17 protein-coding genes and 1 other RNA gene are annotated in these 18,375 nt (G+C 57.1%); 10 read left to right on the top strand and 8 right to left on the bottom strand.

Annotation, left to right across the window (positions count from 1 at the left end; genetic code table 11):
• The first annotated feature begins 27 nt into the window (after positions 1-27).
• An RNA gene (gene ffs, locus ACL2XF_RS14460) (signal recognition particle sRNA small type) lies at positions 28-124 on the top strand.
• Positions 125-592: 468 nt separating this feature from the next.
• Here ffs and ACL2XF_RS14455 read toward each other — a convergent pair.
• On the bottom strand, positions 593-796 hold the full coding sequence (locus tag ACL2XF_RS14455) for an HHA domain-containing protein (protein WP_162367725.1): 204 nt from the start codon (positions 794-796) through the stop codon (positions 593-595).
• Between the two features lie 46 nt (positions 797-842).
• Complete coding sequence (gene tomB, locus ACL2XF_RS14450) at positions 843-1,202, bottom strand: Hha toxicity modulator TomB (RefSeq protein WP_162367726.1); 360 nt, start codon at positions 1,200-1,202, stop codon at positions 843-845.
• A gap of 619 nt (positions 1,203-1,821) precedes the next feature.
• Here tomB and ACL2XF_RS14445 point away from each other — a divergent pair.
• Together ACL2XF_RS14445 and ACL2XF_RS14440 are read left to right on the top strand one after the other, a co-directional pair.
• Positions 1,822-2,538: a metal ABC transporter ATP-binding protein gene (locus tag ACL2XF_RS14445; protein WP_413727070.1), complete on the top strand. Its 717-nt coding sequence runs from the start codon at positions 1,822-1,824 to the stop codon at positions 2,536-2,538.
• The gene (locus ACL2XF_RS14440; protein ID WP_413728819.1) at positions 2,532-3,419 is read left to right on the top strand and encodes a metal ABC transporter permease; all 888 of its coding nucleotides are present in this window, start codon (positions 2,532-2,534) and stop codon (positions 3,417-3,419) included. Before ACL2XF_RS14445 ends, ACL2XF_RS14440 begins: the two co-directional genes overlap by 7 nt.
• An 86-nt stretch (positions 3,420-3,505) precedes the next feature.
• On the opposite strand, the gene ykgO is transcribed toward ACL2XF_RS14440, so the two are convergent.
• From ykgO to ACL2XF_RS14420, 4 genes are all read right to left on the bottom strand, one after another.
• Positions 3,506-3,646 carry a type B 50S ribosomal protein L36 gene (gene ykgO / locus ACL2XF_RS14435; RefSeq protein WP_410016171.1) on the bottom strand — a complete coding sequence of 47 codons (141 nt, stop codon included), beginning with the start codon at positions 3,644-3,646 and terminating at the stop codon, positions 3,506-3,508.
• Positions 3,647-3,672: 26 nt separating this feature from the next.
• Positions 3,673-3,924 carry a type B 50S ribosomal protein L31 gene (locus ACL2XF_RS14430; protein WP_410016170.1) on the bottom strand — a complete coding sequence of 84 codons (252 nt, stop codon included), beginning with the start codon at positions 3,922-3,924 and terminating at the stop codon, positions 3,673-3,675.
• A 170-nt stretch (positions 3,925-4,094) separates the two neighbouring features.
• Complete coding sequence (locus ACL2XF_RS14425; protein ID WP_410016169.1) at positions 4,095-7,265, bottom strand: efflux RND transporter permease subunit; 3,171 nt, start codon at positions 7,263-7,265, stop codon at positions 4,095-4,097.
• 18 nt (positions 7,266-7,283) lie between these two features.
• Positions 7,284-8,471 (bottom strand): efflux RND transporter periplasmic adaptor subunit, encoded by a 1,188-nt coding sequence (locus ACL2XF_RS14420; RefSeq protein ID WP_410016168.1) that lies wholly within the window; start codon positions 8,469-8,471, stop codon positions 7,284-7,286.
• 144 nt (positions 8,472-8,615) lie between these two features.
• Between ACL2XF_RS14420 and acrR the strand changes: the two genes are divergently transcribed.
• Positions 8,616-9,269 (top strand): multidrug efflux transporter transcriptional repressor AcrR, encoded by a 654-nt coding sequence (gene acrR, locus ACL2XF_RS14415; protein ID WP_410016167.1) that lies wholly within the window; start codon positions 8,616-8,618, stop codon positions 9,267-9,269.
• 19 nt (positions 9,270-9,288) lie between these two features.
• On the opposite strand, the gene ACL2XF_RS14410 is transcribed toward acrR, so the two are convergent.
• Together ACL2XF_RS14410 and priC are read right to left on the bottom strand one after the other, a co-directional pair.
• On the bottom strand, positions 9,289-9,441 hold the full coding sequence (locus ACL2XF_RS14410; protein ID WP_410016166.1) for a DUF2496 domain-containing protein: 153 nt from the start codon (positions 9,439-9,441) through the stop codon (positions 9,289-9,291).
• A gap of 106 nt (positions 9,442-9,547) precedes the next feature.
• Positions 9,548-10,090, bottom strand: a complete 543-nt coding sequence (gene priC, locus ACL2XF_RS14405; protein ID WP_410016165.1) for a primosomal replication protein PriC — start codon at positions 10,088-10,090, stop codon at positions 9,548-9,550.
• 380 nt (positions 10,091-10,470) lie between these two features.
• Between priC and apt the strand changes: the two genes are divergently transcribed.
• From apt to adk, 6 genes are all read left to right on the top strand, one after another.
• Positions 10,471-11,022 (top strand): adenine phosphoribosyltransferase, encoded by a 552-nt coding sequence (gene apt, locus ACL2XF_RS14400; protein WP_410016164.1) that lies wholly within the window; start codon positions 10,471-10,473, stop codon positions 11,020-11,022.
• A gap of 74 nt (positions 11,023-11,096) precedes the next feature.
• A complete protein-coding gene (gene dnaX, locus ACL2XF_RS14395) occupies positions 11,097-13,502 on the top strand; it encodes a DNA polymerase III subunit gamma/tau (protein WP_413727069.1) in 2,406 nt (801 codons plus the stop codon).
• A 61-nt stretch (positions 13,503-13,563) separates the two neighbouring features.
• Positions 13,564-13,893: a YbaB/EbfC family nucleoid-associated protein gene (locus tag ACL2XF_RS14390; protein WP_410016162.1), complete on the top strand. Its 330-nt coding sequence runs from the start codon at positions 13,564-13,566 to the stop codon at positions 13,891-13,893.
• Positions 13,893-14,498, top strand: coding sequence for a recombination mediator RecR (gene recR / locus ACL2XF_RS14385; protein ID WP_410016161.1), 606 nt, complete (start codon positions 13,893-13,895; stop codon positions 14,496-14,498). Before ACL2XF_RS14390 ends, recR begins: the two co-directional genes overlap by 1 nt.
• A gap of 144 nt (positions 14,499-14,642) precedes the next feature.
• Positions 14,643-16,571, top strand: coding sequence for a molecular chaperone HtpG (gene htpG / locus ACL2XF_RS14380; protein ID WP_413727068.1), 1,929 nt, complete (start codon positions 14,643-14,645; stop codon positions 16,569-16,571).
• A gap of 993 nt (positions 16,572-17,564) precedes the next feature.
• On the top strand, positions 17,565-18,209 hold the full coding sequence (adk, locus tag ACL2XF_RS14375) for an adenylate kinase (protein WP_410016159.1): 645 nt from the start codon (positions 17,565-17,567) through the stop codon (positions 18,207-18,209).
• The last annotated feature ends 166 nt before the right edge of the window (positions 18,210-18,375 follow it).

Raw genomic sequence — 18,375 nt, 5'->3', positions numbered from 1 at the left:
GGAAAAACGAGCCGTCAATGGAGGCCCCGTTGGTGCTCCCGCAACACTAACTTGTGAACTCGGTCAGGTCCGGAAGGAAGCAGCCGTAGCAGGCGACGTGTGTGCCGGGATGTTGCTGGCGGGGCCTCCACCCAATCAAACGCCCCACCATTATTCTCCCATTTTTCATCAATGCTTCTTTATGGATGCCAGGTCCGCTGTTTTTTCAACCAGCCGCCGTTATTAATTAGTCGATAGCCCGGGCCAATAGGATGTTCTATGGCGCTTGTCGATGAAATAACGTCCGTTGATATATTGCCGGGAAAAATTAAAGGATGGAATACCTTGCATAATAGCGTCTATTAAAATAAAGCACTGGCTATCCGGCATTACGCCGTGATAGCTGCTATGGCATATTTATTCGTGTTTTTATTACCAATCCAGGGCATACCCGGGGCGCGTCAACACGCATAAGAGCGCACGTTTACACTTGGGGAGCGCGATAATCTGCGTCACAACACGGAATAGCCGGTGATAAAAAAGGAGTGATAAATACACCTATATGAACATAAATTTTTATTAATGTTGATATTAAGTATCACTTAATGGCTGTTTAACGAACATACTTCCAGACCGACACCGGAACTTTATCATAGAGTTTGTCCATGGTCAGTTCCGCGAGACGATGGTCGGCCGCAGAGTTGAATATCTCCAGTTCGTCGTCGGACAGTTCATATTTGTTTTTCTCTATCACCCGCTCCAGCGTCTCCAGGGTTCTGCATTTGCGTAACCGCATTAAATAATCGATCTTGTTCATATTGGCCTTTTGGGTTCTCTCATATGTTAAAATATCATTTACTATTTCAGGAAATACAGAGTTCAGTCTCTGAGAAAGTTCCGAATAGCCGTGAACGGCTTTTGCGCCACCGTTGCACATCCAGATTATTGATACCGTAGCTGCTAAATAAGGTAAAAGTATCGTCTAGGAAGGTTTCTACATGATCGACCAAATCGCTTTCATTATGATGTTTAAGCTTAAAAATGACCACATAAGATGCAATATGGTCGATTAATTCATTCATCTGTAAATTAATCGCCGATGCCGGGTCATTAACCCACCCATGGTAGCTATCGCCCAAACTGGCAATGCCCTCATCATACAGATTGCCGCAGAGGTATTTAAGCTGTGCTATATCATGTCGTTTGGGTGAATACTCATCCATATCAGCCCTCCTAACGCTAAACAAATTACCGTCATCTTTAAGATGGGATTGAGGCACGCCCACGTATCATCGGCGTTCCCGCGCCCTATTTAAAGATAGAAGATTTTATGCAGTTTGGCACTATCAGCTTACATTATCTTACCGTCATATCCTATTGCAATTTCATTAACACTAATTGCACAAACGGTGAAAGCCTGTGGGCGACGATGGTTACCAGCAGTCAACGTGGTGGTGATAAAGCAGCTATTTGCACACAGCAGGCAACGGGTAAACACTCATTTCTGCCACTATGGTATTTATTATATTTATTTTTACCATTTCTTGTCGCAATACTCATCCCTTATTGCCATAAAATTATGACAATACGTTGCTAAACCGTTCAAACCCGGCGGTTCCTTAACAGTTAAACGCCGAAGGGATGTTGGCAAGCCTCCCAGCACGTGATATGTTATAGTATAACATTTTATGAAAGGCATGTTTTCATGCGATCCTCTATCCGCAAAACCACCGACCCCACGCCTGACAATCTGATGTGCGCCTCCGGGTTACGGCGCATAGGATTTGGCCTGGCCCTGCTGTGTGTCCTCTGGCTGGGTATCTTTTGGGCATCCTTATTGCCATGATGACATTTGAACAGTTATGTATCGGCTACCACGGGCACGCTATTATCGACGCCCTGGACGGCAAATTCGAGGCCGGCAGCCTGACCGCGGTTATCGGCGCCAACGGCACCGGTAAATCGACCCTGTTGAAAACCATTGCCGGACTCTTGCCGGCTATCGGCGGCAGCCTTTCGTTCTCGGCAGGGCAAACACCCCGTATCGCCTATTTACCACAGCAGTCAGAGCTGGACCGTCAGTTTCCGTTGCGGGTGTTTGAAGTGGTCGCTATGGGCTGTTGGCCGGCCATCGGATTGCTGCGGCGTGTTAACAAGACGGCCATGGCGCGCATCCATGACGCCCTGGATCGCGTCGGTCTGGGATCAATGGCGACGAGCCCGATTGAAATACTATCAGGTGGCCAGTTCCAGCGTATGCTGTTCGCCCGCCTTCTGGTGCAGCAGGCGCCGCTGATATTGCTGGATGAGCCTTTCAGCGGGATTGACAGTCCAACCTGCGCATTATTGATGGATGTCATCGACCAGCTTCATAAGGCCGGCCACACCATTATCGTGGTACTGCACGACGACGCCCTGGTGATCCGTCGTTTTCCACAAACCCTGCTGCTGTCCGGCCGGCACACGCGCTGGGGGGCGACAGACGCGATCCTCGCGAACGCGTTTTCTCCCCGGGCCGCCTGGTCCGCCGATCGTTGCTTCCATCAGGCCGCATCATGATCCTTCACCTCTTATTAGACCCCTTTCTCTCGCTTGGATTTATGCGGCGTGCGCTGGTGGCCTGTTTTGCCCTTTCGCTCAGTTCCACTCCGCTGGGGGTTTTCCTGTCGCTACGCAGGATGAGCCTGGTGGGGGATGCCTTATCACACGCGATATTGCCCGGCGTCGCCATCGGTTATCTGCTGTCGGGCATGTCGCTGATGGCCATGGGCATCGGCGGATTTATCGCCGGATTACTGGTCGCGGTGCTGTCCGGCTGGGTGACCTCGCTCACCGTCCTGAAGGAAGACGCCAGCTTTGCCGGTTTTTATCTGGGATCGCTGGCCCTGGGCGTGACCTTGGTATCCCTGCGCGGGTCCAGCGTCGATTTGCTTCATCTGTTATTTGGCACCGTACTGGCGGTCGATAGCCAGGCCATTCTGTTTGTCGGCCTGATTGCCACCGTTACGCTGCTTTGCCTGGCGCTGATGTATCGCGCGCTGATTATTGAGGCCTTCGACGCGGCGTTCCTGCGCATAAACGTTCGCGGTTATCCCCGCCTGATCCATGCCTTATTCCTGGCGCTGGTGGTGCTTAACCTGGTGGCGGGTTTTCAAATTCTCGGCACCCTGATGTCGGTGGGACTCATGATGCTGCCGGCGGTGGCCGCCCGCTGTTGGTCCGGGCATCTGCCGGGCACGCTGCTGATAGCGTTGTTGATTGGCCTGCTTAGCGCCTGGGTAGGGCTGCTGTGGTCGTTCTACGCCTCGATTCCGGCGGGCCCGGCCATTGTGCTTACCGCCAGCCTGATCTTTTTTATTTCGGTACTGTTAGGACCGCGCGGCAGTTTCACCATGATTTTGCGCCGGCATTATTTCACTGCCGGCAAGGCAAAAAAATAACCTGCGTGCCGCCATCGCCGGCCGCGCCGGCGGCAAACAAAAGGCCTCCAGCGGAGGCCTTTGACCGGCTGAGTAACCGGCGCCGGTTATTTTTTCTTTTTCCCGCCCTGGACCGCCTTGAAGCGGGGATTGGATTTGCAGATGACGTAAATGCGGCCGCGTCGGCGAACGACTTTACAATCCGGATGACGCGTCTTGGCGGAACGCAACGAGCTTAATACCTGCATGATAACCACGCCTCTTCTAATAATGATTACTTGGTGAAAAAACGGCCGAAGCGTTGGTTAAAGCGCGCGGTGCTGCCTTCTTTATCCACGATCCGCTGCTTGCCGGTGTAATAGGGATGGGATTCGGATGACACCTCCACCGTGATGTAGGGGAATGTTTTCCCGTCCAGCTCCACGGTACGGTCGGTCTTGATGGTCGAACCCACTTTAAAATACGCATCCGCGCTGGTGTCGTGAAACACCACGGTACGGTAGTCGGGATGGATGCCAGGTTTCATATCTCACCTCATTTCGTTATGTTATATCATAACTATTATCCTCTTTTTCGCCATCGGGTCAAGCCCCCTCAAGCCGTCGGCCTAAGCCAGGCATAAAAAAAGCCGCTTGCGCGGCTCGGGACTTGACTGAACCATCAGGCCGCGTCAACGGCCCGATGGTTAAACGGTGCTTAACGGTGCGGATTATCCAACTGAGGATTATTCACCGGGCGATCCTGTTCCCGCTGTTCGTCGCTTTTGTTACCGAAGCGGCGGCGAACCACGACAAAAAACACAGGTACGAAAAATATTGCCAGCAAGGTGGCGGTGATCATACCGCCGATTACCCCGGTGCCGACGGCGTTTTGCGAGCCCGACCCCGCGCCGGTGCTGATGGCCAGCGGCAATACGCCGAGGATAAAGGCCAGCGATGTCATCAGGATGGGACGCAAACGCATGCGCACCGCCTCTAATGTCGCCTCAACCAATCCCTTGCCTTCCTTGTCCATCAAGTCCTTGGCGAACTCGACGATAAGAATGGCGTTTTTCGCCGACAGCCCGATGGTGGTCAGCAGCCCCACCACAAAATAGACGTCGTTATTCATACCGCGGAAAGTGGCGGCCAGCAGCGCCCCGACCACGCCCAACGGCACCACCAGCATCACCGCGAAGGGGATGGACCAGCTTTCATACAACGCCGCCAGGCACAGGAACACCACGATCAGCGAGATGGCGTACAGCGCCGGGGCCTGGTTGCCGGATAGCCGTTCCTGATAGGACATCCCCGTCCAATCGTAGCCTACGCCGGCGGGCAGCTTAGCCACCAGTTCCTCCATCAGCGCCATGGCTTCACCGGTACTCTTGCCCGGCGCCGCCTCACCCTGGATTTCCATCGAGGGCAAGCCGTTATAACGCTCCAGGCGCGGCGAGCCATACTGCCAGTGCGAGGTGGACACCGCCGATAACGGCACCATCTGTCCATTGGTGCCGCGCACAAACCAGTTGCCTATGTCCTGCGGCAGCATACGGTACTGCGCGTCGCCCTGCACATAGACCTTTTTGGTTCGGCCGCGATCGGTAAAGTCATTGATATAGTTACCGCCCAGGGCCGCGCCCAGAGTGGTGTTGATATCATCCAGCGAGACGCCCAACGCCGAAGCCTTCTCCTGATCCACATCCAGCTTGAACTGCGGCGTATCCTCCAGGCCATTTGGCCGCACGCCCACTAAGGTATCGGGATGCTGCGCAATCATACCGAACAGCTGGTTACGCGCCTCGGTAAGCTTGGCATGCCCCAGGTTGTTCTCATCGATTAACTCGAAGTCGAAGCCGGTAGCATTACCCAGCTCAACGATGGCCGGCAGGTTAAACGCCAGGGCGATACCGTCCTTTATCTGAGAGAATTCCCCATTGGCCCGGGCAATGATCGCCGGGACCTTATTTTCCGCCCCTTTGCGCTCATCCCAGCTTTTCAGGCTGACGAACGCGATGCCGGAGTTCTGGCCGCGCCCGGCAAAACCGAAGCCGTTAACGGTAAAGACCGAGTTGACGTTATCCTTTTCTTTCGTCAGGTAATACTGGGTCATCTGGTCCAGTACTTTCTGGGTGCGCTCCTGGGTGGCCCCGGCCGGCAACTGCGCCATATTCAGGAAAACCCCCTGATCCTCCGACGGCAGGAAGGAGGAGGGCAGGCGAATAAACAGCAGCGCCATGCCGACCACAATCAGCAGATAGATGATCAGGTAGCGTCCGGTGCTGTTAAGGATATGGCCGATACTGTCGGTATAATGATTGGTGCTTTGATCGAACTTTTTATTAAACCAGCCGAAGAAGCCTTTGGTGGTGCCGTGATCGCCTTTTTTGACCGGTTTTAATATGGTGGCGCACAGCGCCGGGGTCAGGATCATGGCCACCAGCACCGACAGTACCATCGCCGAGACGATGGTAATGGAGAACTGGCGGTAGATGGCGCCGGTCGACCCGCCGAAGAAGGCCATCGGCACAAATACCGCCGACAAGACCAGCGCGATGCCCACCAGGGCGCCCTGGATCTGGCCCATGGATTTGCGCGTCGCCTCCTTGGGACTAAGGCCTTCCTCGCCCATGACGCGTTCGACGTTTTCCACCACCACGATGGCGTCATCCACCAGGAGCCCTATCGCCAGCACCATGGCGAACATGGTCAGGGTATTAATGGTATAGCCGAACGCGCTCAGTATGGCGAAGGTGCCCAGCAAGACGACCGGCACCGCAATGGTCGGGATAAGCGTAGCGCGGAAGTTCTGCAGGAACAGATACATGACCAGGAACACCAGGATGATCGCTTCCACCAGGGTCTTCACCACTTCCTGGATGGAGATTTTCACAAACGGGGTGGTGTCGTACGGATAAACGACTTTTAATCCCGTCGGGAAATCCGCCTGCAGCCGGGCCAGCTCCGCTTTAACCGCGTCGGCGGTATCAAGGGCGTTGGCGCCGGTGGCCAGTTTAACCCCGAGCCCGGCGGCCGGTTGGCCGTTGAAGCGCGCGATAACGTCGTAGTTTTCCCCGGCCAGTTCAACCTTGGCCACGTCCTTCAGGCGTACCTGCGAGCCGTCGGCGTTGACCTTGAGCAGGATTTTGCCGAACTCCTCGGCGTTGGTCAGGCGGCTTTGCACAATGATCGAGGCGTTCAACTGCTGGCCTTTAATCGCCGGCGCTCCGCCTAGCTGTCCGGCGGCAATCTGGTTGTTCTGAACCGTCAATGCGCTGACCACATCCACCGGGGTAAGCTGGAAGTTGTTCAGTTTATTGGGGTCCATCCAAACACGCATGGCATATTGGGCGCCGAATAGCTGCACTTCGCCCACGCCCTGCGTACGGCTTATCGGATCCTTGATTTTGGAGCCGACATAATCGCCGATATCCTGCTGGGTGGCATTTTTATCGTCGCTGATAAACCCGGCCACCATCAGGAAGCTGGCGCTGGACTTCTGTACCTGCACCCCCTGGCTCTGCACGGCCTGGGGCAGCAGCGGCATGGCCAATTGCAGTTTGTTCTGCACCTGCACCTGGGCGATATCCGGATTGGCGCTGGAATCGAATGTCAGCGATATGGTGGCGGTACCGGATGAATCGCTGCTGGACGACATATACAGCAGATGATCGATACCGTTCATATTCTGTTCGATAATCTGAGTTACGCTGTCCTGCAGGGTCGTCGCGTCGGCGCCCGGATAGGTAGCGGTGACCCGGATGGTCGGCGGCGCGATGGCCGGATACTGCTCGATGGGCAGCTGCAAGATAGACAGCAGGCCCGCGAGCATAATAATGATGGCAATCACCCATGCAAAAATGGGGCGATCGATAAAAAACTTAGCCATATCGTTTACCCGTTCCTATTAAGACTTTTTGGCGGCGTCAGGCTGCGGTTGTGCCGGTTCATCAGTCGCTTCCTTGGCCGTGACCTGCACACCCGGCTTGACTTTCTGCAGGCCGCTGACAATCACGCGGTCGCCTTCCTGTAAGCCGGCGGTGACCAGCCATTTATCGCCGATCGCCTGTTGGGCGGTGATTTGGCGTACGGCAACCTTATTGTCAGGACCCACCACCATTGCGGTCGCTTCGCCTCGGGGATTGCGGGTTATGCCCTGCTGCGGCACCAGTAACGCATTGTCGTTGGTCCCTTCTTCCAGACGGGCGCGGACAAACATACCGGGCAGCAGGCTATGCTGCGGGTTGGGGAAAATGGCGCGCAGGGTGATGGAGCCGGTGGTTTCATCCACGCTGACATCGGAGAATTCCAGGGTGCCGGGCTGCGGGTATTCGCTGCCGTCTTCCATCAGCAGCCGCACGGCCGCTTTTCCGTCCTTCTGTTTGAGGGCGCCGCTGTCGAGTTCCTGTTTTAAGCGCAGGAAATCGTTGCTGGACTGGGTTACGTCCACATAGAGCGGATCCAACTGCTGAACGGTGGCCATGGCGGTGGTCTGGCCATTGGTGACCAGGGCGCCTTCGGTATAGGCGGATTTACCGATGCGGCCGCTGATAGGCGAGGTGACCTTGGTGTAAGCCAGGTTGATGCGCGCGCTTTCCAGCGACGCTTTGGCGGCAAGCACCGCGGCGTCGTTCTGCTGCATGGTGGCGACCGCCGTATCGTAGTCCTGACGGCTGACAAAGTTGGTGGCGATCAGTTTTTTGTAACGATTGACGGTGACACGGGCGATATTGGCATTGGCCTGCGCCTGGGCTAAGTCGCCGTTGGCGCTGTCATACGCCGCTTTATAGGTTGCCGGATCAATTTGATAGAGGGAGACGCCGGCCTGCACGTCGCTGCCTTCGACAAAATTGCGTTTTAAGATAATGCCATTAACCTGGGGCCGGACTTCGGCAACACGGAAAGCGGCGGTACGACCAGGCAGATCAGTTGTGACATTCAATGATTGTTTTTTTACCGTCACCACACTAACTTCCGGGGCCTGTTGCTGATTTCCTGCCTGTTTAGCGTCTTTATTGTCACATCCAATGAGAATAAAGCTGCCTGAAAGCATCAGAACGGCTGCCAGAGGCAAAATCCCTCTGTTTTTGTTCATAGATAAACCTCAAGAGTCCGATTTGAAAAAATTGATCAATTGATCACAAGCCTACAAACCCATTGCTGCGTAACAATTAGCCTTATGCTATGGTACATACATTCGCGAATGTATGTAAATCTAAAGACAACCAAAAAAAGCGCTATGGCACGAAAAACCAAACAGCAGGCCCAGGAAACGCGCCAGCATATTCTGGATGCCGCAGTCCAGGAATTCTCAATGCGCGGGGTTTCCGCAACGTCGCTCACCGATATCGCAACGGTGGCAGGGGTAACCCGTGGTGCTATTTATTGGCATTTCAAGAATAAAGTCGAGTTATTTAATGAGATCTGGCATGCCGCTGAAGCTAGGATATTGGCATTAGAGCTAGAGTATCAGGCAAAATTTCCCGACGATCCACTACATGTCTTAACCGAGACATTGATTTACATTCTGCAGTCCACCGTATCCAATACCGAATGGCGCGCCTTAATGGAAATTGTTTTTCATAAATGTGAATTTGTCGGAGAAATGGAACTGTTCCAGGAAGTCCGCAAAGGATTATACGCCGAATGTTATGAACGCATTGAAGAGACGCTCAACCGGTGCATAGAATGCGGTCAACTGCCGGCCGGTCTGCACTGCCGCCGCGCCGCCATCCTGCTGCGCGCCTATATGACCGGGTTGATGGAAAACTGGCTGTTCGTGCCCGGCACCTTTGATCTGGCCGGCGGCTCCCGCATCCTGATCGCCGCCTTTATGGATATGCTGCGGCTAAGCCCTAACCTGCGTCACGACCCGGCGGCGCTGCCGCAGTAGCCGCCCGGCTGGGGCAGGGTTATTCTTCCCCGCGGCGCGCCTTGATGACATAATCGTTTTTCACAATTTCCAGGGCCGCCAACACCAGCTCCGGCTCCATATCGTTACTCTCCAGCAGCATAATCAAATCGACCGCCAGTTTAATCTCGGGGGATTCATCTTCCAGCGCCACAGGTCTCTCCTGAATGCGTTGTCGAGTAGACGAAAACTACCAGTATAGATGAAAACATGAAGCAATTTATAATGAGCGAATAAACAAAATGTGACAGCACGTGCTATCAACCCTTTTCCAGTCCATTCTCCCTGCGCTCGATCAGACGCTCAATGCGCGCCAACGCCTGCCGGCAACGGGCCAGCCGGCCTTCAAGGGCGGCGATTTCCTGTTGCAACTGCTGGGTACGGGCATAATCGCCCGTGCTTTGCCGCAGGCTGTCCCGGTCGCGGATCATGGACAGCAGCCGGCGCTCATAGTCCTGATGTTCATTCAGCCGGGCGTAATAATCCACCGGCGCGGCCTTGGCAGGCTGGCCGCGCCGCAAGTCCTGTGTGGCCAGTTCCCGCGCCAGGGCGGTCATTTGATCGATAAGCCGCTGCGCCAGCCAGGCCACCCGCTCGGTGTAACCCTGCTCGACGGTCAGCGTCAGGCGCTGCAATGTCTGGCGGCTTTCGGCCAGATAGTCGTCAAGGCGGGTTCCCCGGCTCTGGAACAGCTGGTGGTCAAAGCGGGACTGGGACACCGTCTCCTGTCCGGCCGCCTCGATCCGCCCGGCCAGCGTGTTGAACTGGTCGCTTAACGTGACGAGGAGCTTGGATGAATGCACGCCCTTCTCCTGAGTAAAAACCGCGAAAAAAAAGATATTAACCTGTCGCCGCCATGATACCGCGTTCGCGCCTGTCCTGAACAGCGCGCCGGCGGGCAAAGAAAGATGAAAATATTCCGGGGCCGCGGTATGTTAACAGGGATGCAAAACCGGTACGGAATAGGCCGGAAATCACGCCGTGCGCCCACGGTTGACTTTACGCAACAAAAGGCTAAATGAGTCGCCCTCGGTGGTTGCATTTTTCCGCCAGTTTGCATAGATTTGAGCGCTTTCGTGCGCGGTCGGTCCTGTCAGTCCATGTTAAAACGCGATGTACCGTGGATGTTCAGGATAACGCGTCCGCGCGGATTATGATTTCTTTCGTTTCAGGCGCATACATTATGACCGCGATGGCCGAACAGCTAGCATTGATCAAAAACAGTATCAAAACGATTCCCGATTACCCCAAACCGGGTATTTTTTTCCGGGATATCACCAGCCTGCTGGAAAATCCCCAGGCCTATGCCGCCAGTATCGAACTGCTGGTGAATCACTATCGCGGCCACGGCTTGACCAAGGTGGTGGGCACCGAAGCGCGCGGTTTCCTGTTCGGCGCGCCGGTGGCGCTGGCGCTGGGGCTGGGATTCGTGCCGGTGCGCAAGCCTGGCAAGCTGCCGCGCGCGGTGCTGAGCGAAAGCTACGAGCTGGAATACGGCGTCGATAAGCTGGAAATCCATCAGGACGCCATCGCGCCAGGGGATCGGGTACTGGTGGTCGACGACCTGCTTGCCACCGGCGGTACTATCGAGGCTACGATAAAATTAATCCGCCGGCTGGGCGGCGAGGTCAAGGACGCGGCGTTTATTATCAACCTGGCCGATCTCGGCGGCGAAGCGCGCCTGCAGCGCCTGGCCGTCAATAGTTACAGCCTGGTGGGTTTCGCCGGGCACTGATCATATCAGCCTCGCGCTCCGGTGCGAGGCTGTGTTAGCATGACCTCCCTGTCCACCGACATATTTCGCGACCCATGAGCTATCAGGTTCTTGCCCGTAAATGGCGTCCGCAGACGTTTTCAGATGTAGTAGGTCAGGAACATGTTCTGACGGCGCTGACCAATGGCCTTTCACTGGGCAGGGTCCATCACGCCTACTTGTTTTCTGGTACCCGCGGCGTCGGCAAGACCACTATCGCCCGCCTGCTGGCCAAGGGGCTTAATTGCGAAACCGGCATCACCGCCAGCCCTTGCGGTCAATGCGCCAACTGTCGTGAAATCGAGCAGGGCAGGTTTGTCGATCTGATTGAAATCGACGCCGCCTCGCGCACCAAGGTGGAGGACACCCGGGATCTGCTGGACAATGTGCAATATGCGCCGGCGCGCGGCCGCTTCAAGGTCTATTTGATCGATGAAGTGCACATGCTCTCCCGGCATAGCTTCAACGCGTTGCTGAAAACGCTGGAAGAACCGCCGTCCCATGTGAAATTCCTGCTGGCGACCACCGACCCGCAAAAGCTGCCGGTAACCATCCTGTCCCGCTGCCTGCAGTTTCATCTCAAGGCGCTGGATATCGGCCAGATTCGCGCGCAGTTAGAGCATATCCTGCGTGAAGAGAATATCGACAGCGAGCCGCGCGCCCTCCAGCTACTGGCCCGCGCCGCCGACGGCAGCCTGCGCGACGCCCTGAGCCTGACCGATCAGGCAATCGCCATGGGTATGGGGCAGGTCACCACCCAGACCGTGGGCGACATGCTGGGTACTCTTAACACTGAACAACCCCTGGCGCTGATAGAGGCTCTGGCGGCGGCGGACGGCAACGCCATGATGGCGCAGCTGGCCCAGTGCGCCTCCCGCGGCGTGGACTGGGAAACCCTGCTGGTGGATATGCTTCAGCTGCTGCACCATATCGCCATGGGTCAACTGGTTGCGGATGCCCTGGATGACGAGGATGACGCCGCCATCGCGCCCCGGCTGCGTGAGCTGGCGCGGATCGTTCCCCCGGCGGATTTGCAGCTTTATTACCAAACGCTGCTGGTGGGACGCAAAGAGCTGCCGTTCGCCCCCGATCGCCGCATGGGGGTCGAAATGACCCTGCTGCGCGCGCTGGCGTTCCACCCGCGCATCATTGATCTCACCCCGCAGGCGGGGGAGAACACGGAAAAAAAAACGGCTGAATCCGTCGCTCTAGCTCCGGAACGTACAAATAACCGGCAGCCGGCGCCCGATAACGCGGTTCCCGCGCCTGGTCGTGGCCGGCAAATGACGCCGCATAACGACGCGCCGCCGTCGGATCAGGTCAGGCCGACCCCTGAGGTACACACCGCGCCGCCGTCGGATCACGCCAGGCCGACCCCTCAGGTCAACGCCGCGCCGCCGTCGGATCACGCCAGACCGACCCCTCAGGTAAACGCCGCGCCACCGTCGGATCAGGCCAGGCCGCCGCGCCTGGAACATGGCGCGCCGTCGCCGGGCCATGCCGGGCAGGCGGTTTCCATCCCCGCGTCACAAATGCGGGACGATGCCGGCGCCGATATGCCGGATGACTGGGCCAGCGCCGCCGAGCAGTACGCGAATATGGCCGGCGACCCGGCATCCGACTATGCCAGCGATGATATGTACGCTTATCAGGCGGATGACGCGGCCGGGCATGTTCCCGCGCCCGCTAGCGCCGGCCGGCCGGCCGCCGCGGATCGGCCTGCGGCGCCGGCGTCGCTGCCGGACAGTACCGCGCAATTGCTATTGGCGCGCACCGCGTTATTACAACGCCACGGCAACCAAAACGTAAAAAAGAACGATACATCGCCGGCCAGGCCACGGCCCGCGAACAGCGCCCTGGAGCGTCTGGCCACGGTCAGCGAACAGGCCCAGCAGCGGCAGGCCGCCGGCGGCAAGGAGCCAGGGACCGCCAAAGCCGTCAAACCGGAGGCCTATCGCTGGAAGGCCAGTATTCAGACCACGCAGGACAGCGATCCGGTGGCGACGCCCAAGGCCCTGCGCACGGCGCTGGAGCATGAAAAAACGCCTGAGCTGGCGGCCCGCCTGGCCGAGGAATCCATCGTGCGCGATCCTTGGGCGGCGCTGGTGGACAGGCTAAAGATCCCCAAGCTGGTACAGCAACTGGCGTTAAACGCCTTCCGGGAAGATCTGGCGCCGGGCAAGGTCTGCCTGCACCTGCGTTCCGCGCAGCAGCACCTTAATTCCCCCATTTCCCAGGGAACGCTGGCCGAGGCCCTAAGCACAGAACTCGGCGCTCCGGTTGAATTAACCGTGGTGACAGATGATAATCCGGCGATACGTACCCCGCTGGAATGGCGACAGGCCATATATGAAGAAAAATTGATGCAGGCGCGCCAGGCGATTATCGCGGATAATAATATCCAGACGCTTCAGCGTTTTTTTGATGCCGAATTGGATGAAGATAGCATCCGTCCTGTTTAACTGCCGCACGGCGCGTAGAGAGATGCCGCCTGCGGTTCGACGCTACGAGAGAGGGAAATGTATGTTTGGTAAAGGCGGAATGGGCAATCTGATGAAGCAGGCCCAGCAGATGCAGGAAAAAATGCAGCAGATGCAGGAAGAGATCGCCCAACTGGAAGTTACCGGCGAATCTGGGGCAGGCCTGGTCAAGGTTACCATCAACGGCGCGCATAACTGCCGTCGTGTTGAAGTCGATCCCAGCCTGCTGGACGACGACAAGGATATGCTCGAGGATCTGATCGCGGCGGCTTTTAACGACGCGGCGCGCCGTATTGCCGAAACCCAGAAGGAAAAGATGGCTACCGTCTCCAGCGGCATGCAGCTTCCTCCTGGTTTTAAAATGCCGTTCTGATGCAAACCAGTCCATTGCTAGAGGCGTTAACCGAAGCCTTGCGCTGCTTGCCCGGCGTCGGGCCGAAATCGGCCCAGCGCATGGTCTTCCAGCTTTTGCAGCGGGATCGCAGCGGCGGTATGCGTCTGGCGCAGGCGCTCACCCGCGCCATGTCTGAGATCGGCCACTGCGCCGATTGCCGGACGTTTACCGAGCAGGACATCTGCACCATCTGCGCCAATCCCAGGCGCAGGCAAACCCGGCAGATCTGCGTAGTGGAAAGCCCGGCGGATATTCATGCCATCGAGCAGACCGGGCAATTCGCCGGCCGCTACTTTGTGCTGATGGGGCATCTGTCCCCGCTGGACGGCATCGGTCCGGACGATATCGGCCTGGATCGCCTGCAGGAGCGCCTGGAAAGCGAGGATATCGCCGAGGTGATCCTGGCCACTAATCCCACGGTGGAAGGCGACGCCACCGCCAATTACATTGCCGAGATGTGCGCCCATTTTGAGGTCCTGGCTACCCGTATCGCCCACGGCGTGCCGGTGGGCGGTGAGCTGGAAATGGTCGACGGTACCACGCTGTCCCATTCGCTGGCGGGACGCCACCCGATTAAATTTTAAATCGGCGGCGCGTCCGCGCCGTCTTTTCCGCCCCTTTTTTTACCTTTTGTGCTTGAATTCCTGCGCCGCAATCCCCATCTGTTCATCATTGCAGTATCTACACCCGCCTGATTGATAGCTATTTGGATTGAGGTAAGTATAAATATGAAAGGACAAGAAACCCGCGGATTCCAATCTGAAGTTAAACAATTGCTTCAGCTGATGATCCACTCACTTTATTCCAATAAAGAAATTTTTATACGCGAACTGATCTCCAACGCTTCGGATGCGGCGGATAAACTGCGTTTTCGCGCTTTATCCCAGCCGGAGCTCTATGAGGGGGACGGCGAGCTACGGGTACGCCTGTCAAGCAACAAAGAAGCACGCACCCTGACTCTGAGCGACAACGGCATCGGCATGACGCGCGAAGAGGTTATCGACAATCTGGGTACGATCGCCAAATCCGGCACCAAGGCTTTCCTTGAGTCCATGGGTTCGGATCAGGTCAAGGACAGCCAGCTGATCGGCCAGTTCGGCGTCGGGTTCTATTCCGCTTTTATCGTGGCCGATAAAGTCACGGTGCGCACCCGCGCCGCCGGCGCTTCCGCCGATGAAGGGGTTTTCTGGGAATCAGCCGGTGAAGGCGATTACACCATTGCCGATATCACCAAACCCGAACGCGGCACCGAAATCACCCTGCATCTGCGCGAAGGCGAAGACGAATTCCTCGATGACTGGCGTTTACGCAGCATCATCAGCAAATATTCGGATCATATCGCCCTGCCTGTCGAGATCGAAACCCGCGCCCAGGCGGAGGCCGTGGACGATGAAGCCGCTGATGCCGATGCCGATGCCGCTAAAGAAGATAAAGAAGCCACCGTCACCTGGGAAAAGATTAATAAAGCCCAGGCGCTGTGGACGCGCAGCAAGGGCGAAATCAGCGACGAGGAATACAAAGAATTCTACAAACACCTCTCCCACGACTTCAGCGATCCCCTGATCTGGAGCCATAATCGCGTCGAAGGCAAGCAGGAATATACCAGCCTGCTGTATATACCGGGCCAGGCGCCGTGGGATATGTGGAACCGCGATCATAAACATGGCCTGAAGCTCTATGTCCAGCGCGTCTTTATCATGGACGACGCCGAGCAGTTTATGCCTAACTACCTGCGCTTCGTCAAAGGCCTGATCGACTCCAACGATCTGCCGCTGAACGTCTCCCGTGAAATCCTTCAGGATAACCGCGTTACCCAGAACCTGAAAAGCGCGCTGACCAAGCGCGTGCTGCAGATGCTGGATAAGCTGTCCAAGGACGATGCCGAAAGCTACCAGAAATTCTGGCAGCAGTTCGGCCTGGTGCTGAAAGAAGGCCCGGGCGAGGATACCGCCAACGCCGAAAGCATCGCCAAGCTGCTGCGCTTTGCGTCCACCCATACCGACAGCTCGGCGCAAACCGTATCGCTGCAGGATTATCTGGGACGTATGGTGGAAGGCCAGGAAAAGATCTATTACATCACCGCCGACAGTTACGCGGCCGCCAAGAGCAGCCCGCATCTGGAACTGCTGCGCAAAAAGGGCATCGAAGTCCTGCTGCTTTCCGACCGCATTGACGAGTGGATGATGAGCTACCTGACCGAGTTTGAAGGTAAACCATTCCAGTCGGTAAGCAAAACCGACGCCACGCTCGACAAGCTGGCCGACGAAGAGACCGCCGAGGAACAAAAAGACGCGGAAAAAGCGCTTGAGCCGTTTGTCACGCGCGTCAAGACTTTCCTGGGCGATCGCGTCAAGGACGTGCGTCTCACGCACCGCCTGACCGATACCCCGGCCATCGTCACCACCGCGGCCGACGATATGACCACTCAAATGGCGAAGCTGTTTGCCGCCGCTGGCCAGGCCGCGCCCGAGATCAAATACATATTTGAACTCAATCCGGATCATGCGCTGGTCAAACGCGCCGCCGACATTAACGAAGAGAGCCACTTCAACGAATGGATTGAGCTGCTGTTCGATCAGGCGCTGCTGGCGGAACGCGGCACCCTGGACGATCCTAACCAGTTTATCCGCCGCATGAACCAACTGCTGAGCGCATAACGCCGCGCGGGTATATTTACCAGCACACTAAGGGCCAGGTTAACCTGGCCCTTATACTATGGAAAAACATGCGCCAAACCTAACTCAACGCAGACCTGTTCAAGGGAGAGCGTGCCAATGGGGTCGAATCGGGCGTGGTGTTCCCGCCCGAGCGAGGCCCCATGGCGCGGTATGCCCGCCAACACCGGGCTTAAAGCAGACGTGTTTAAGGGAGAGCGTGCCGATGGGGTCGAATCGGGCGTGGTGTTCCCGCCCGACCGAGGCCCCATGGCGCGGTATGCCCGCCAACACCGGGCTTAAAGCAGACGTGTTCAAGGGAGAGCGTGCCGATGGGGTCGAATCGGGCGTGGTGTTCCCGCCCGACCGAGCGCCCCATGGCATGGTAGGCCCGCCAACACCGGGCTCAAAGCAGACGTGTTCAAGGGAGACCGTACCAATGGGGTCGAATCGGGCGTGGTGTTACCGCCCGACCGAGCGCCCCATGGCGCGGTATGCCCGCCAACACCGGGCTTAAAGCAGACGTGTTTAAGGGAGAGCGTGCCAATGGGGTCGAATCGGGCGTGGTGTTCCCGCCCGACCGAGGCCCCATGGCGCGGTATGCCCGCCAACACCGGGCTCAAAGCAGACGTGTTGAAGGGAGAGCGTGCCAATGGGGTCGAATCGGGCGTGGTGTTCCCGCCCGACCGAGCGCCCCATGGCGCGGTATGCCCGCCAACACCGGGCTCAAAGCAGACGTGTTCAAGGGAGAGCGTGCCGATGGGGTCGAATCGGGCGTGGTGTTCCCGCCCGACCGAGCGCCCCATGGCGCGGTATGCCCGCCAACACCGGGCTTAAAGCAGACGGGTTCAAGGGAGAACGTGCCGATGGGGTGGATTCTGAAAGCGCCGTTAAACCGTCTCTCCCTGCGCCCTTTCCTTGAGGAAACATACCCAGTAGTGGTAAGGTTTAGCGTTTTCTTATTTTTTTACATTTGTTAGCAAGGGGATTTACGCAATGCGTATCATTCTGCTGGGCGCTCCGGGCGCTGGTAAGGGCACTCAAGCACAATTCATTATGGAAAAGTACGGCATACCGCAGATTTCCACCGGCGACATGCTGCGCGCCGCGGTAAAAGCGCAATCCGAACTGGGTAAAAAAGCCAAAGCTATCATGGACGCCGGCAAACTGGTCACCGACGAACTGGTGATTGCGCTGGTCAAAGAACGCATCAAGCAGGACGACTGCCGCAACGGCTTCCTGCTCGACGGTTTTCCGCGCACCATTCCGCAGGCGGACGCCATGAAGGACGCCGGCATCAACGTCGACTATGTCCTGGAATTCGCCGTGCCGGATGAACTGATTATCGATCGCATCGTCGGCCGCCGTGTCCATGCGCCGTCGGGGCGCGTCTATCACGTCAAATTCAATCCGCCAAAACACGAAGGCAAGGATGACGTCACCGGCGAGCCGCTCACCACCCGCAAAGACGATCAGGAAGAAACCGTGCGCAAACGCCTGGTGGAATACCATCAGCAAACCGCGCCGCTGATTGGCTATTACCAGAAAGAAGCTGAAGCCGGCCACACCCAGTACCGTAAAATCGACGGTACCCAACCGGTCGCCGCCGTCAGCAAAGAACTGGCCGCGATCCTGGGCTGATTACCGCGCATTATACGCCAGGCGGTATCTACGCCTGGCGCCTCTTGTCCGCCGCGCCTCCGCCAATGCCCCTCTCCCCACGATCATCGCCCTGCCGCCTATCGTAATGATTTGCATCCCCGGCGCCGATAACAATTTCCGGCCGCCACTTTTGCGCTACAATAAC

The organism is Sodalis sp. RH19 (assembly GCF_047324215.1).
GTDB lineage: Bacteria > Pseudomonadota > Gammaproteobacteria > Enterobacterales > Enterobacteriaceae > Acerihabitans.
This window is presented reverse-complemented; position numbering and strand designations above follow the sequence as displayed.

Excerpts from the sequence above, each read along its gene's own strand:
- tomB (WP_162367726.1), bottom strand. The coding sequence starts at position 1,202 with ATGGATGAGTATTCACCCAAACGACATGATATAGCACAGCTTAAATAC.
- ACL2XF_RS14420 (WP_410016168.1), bottom strand. The coding sequence starts at position 8,471 with ATGAACAAAAACAGAGGGATTTTGCCTCTGGCAGCCGTTCTGATGCTT.
- htpG (WP_413727068.1), top strand. The coding sequence starts at position 14,643 with ATGAAAGGACAAGAAACCCGCGGATTCCAATCTGAAGTTAAACAATTG.
- ACL2XF_RS14390 (WP_410016162.1), top strand. The coding sequence starts at position 13,564 with ATGTTTGGTAAAGGCGGAATGGGCAATCTGATGAAGCAGGCCCAGCAG.
- ykgO (WP_410016171.1), bottom strand. The coding sequence starts at position 3,646 with ATGCAGGTATTAAGCTCGTTGCGTTCCGCCAAGACGCGTCATCCGGAT.
- recR (WP_410016161.1), top strand. The coding sequence starts at position 13,893 with ATGCAAACCAGTCCATTGCTAGAGGCGTTAACCGAAGCCTTGCGCTGC.
- ACL2XF_RS14445 (WP_413727070.1), top strand. The coding sequence starts at position 1,822 with ATGATGACATTTGAACAGTTATGTATCGGCTACCACGGGCACGCTATT.
- acrR (WP_410016167.1), top strand. The coding sequence starts at position 8,616 with ATGGCACGAAAAACCAAACAGCAGGCCCAGGAAACGCGCCAGCATATT.
- dnaX (WP_413727069.1), top strand. The coding sequence starts at position 11,097 with ATGAGCTATCAGGTTCTTGCCCGTAAATGGCGTCCGCAGACGTTTTCA.
- adk (WP_410016159.1), top strand. The coding sequence starts at position 17,565 with ATGCGTATCATTCTGCTGGGCGCTCCGGGCGCTGGTAAGGGCACTCAA.
- ACL2XF_RS14425 (WP_410016169.1), bottom strand. The coding sequence starts at position 7,265 with ATGGCTAAGTTTTTTATCGATCGCCCCATTTTTGCATGGGTGATTGCC.
- ACL2XF_RS14430 (WP_410016170.1), bottom strand. The coding sequence starts at position 3,924 with ATGAAACCTGGCATCCATCCCGACTACCGTACCGTGGTGTTTCACGAC.
- apt (WP_410016164.1), top strand. The coding sequence starts at position 10,471 with ATGACCGCGATGGCCGAACAGCTAGCATTGATCAAAAACAGTATCAAA.
- ACL2XF_RS14455 (WP_162367725.1), bottom strand. The coding sequence starts at position 796 with ATGAACAAGATCGATTATTTAATGCGGTTACGCAAATGCAGAACCCTG.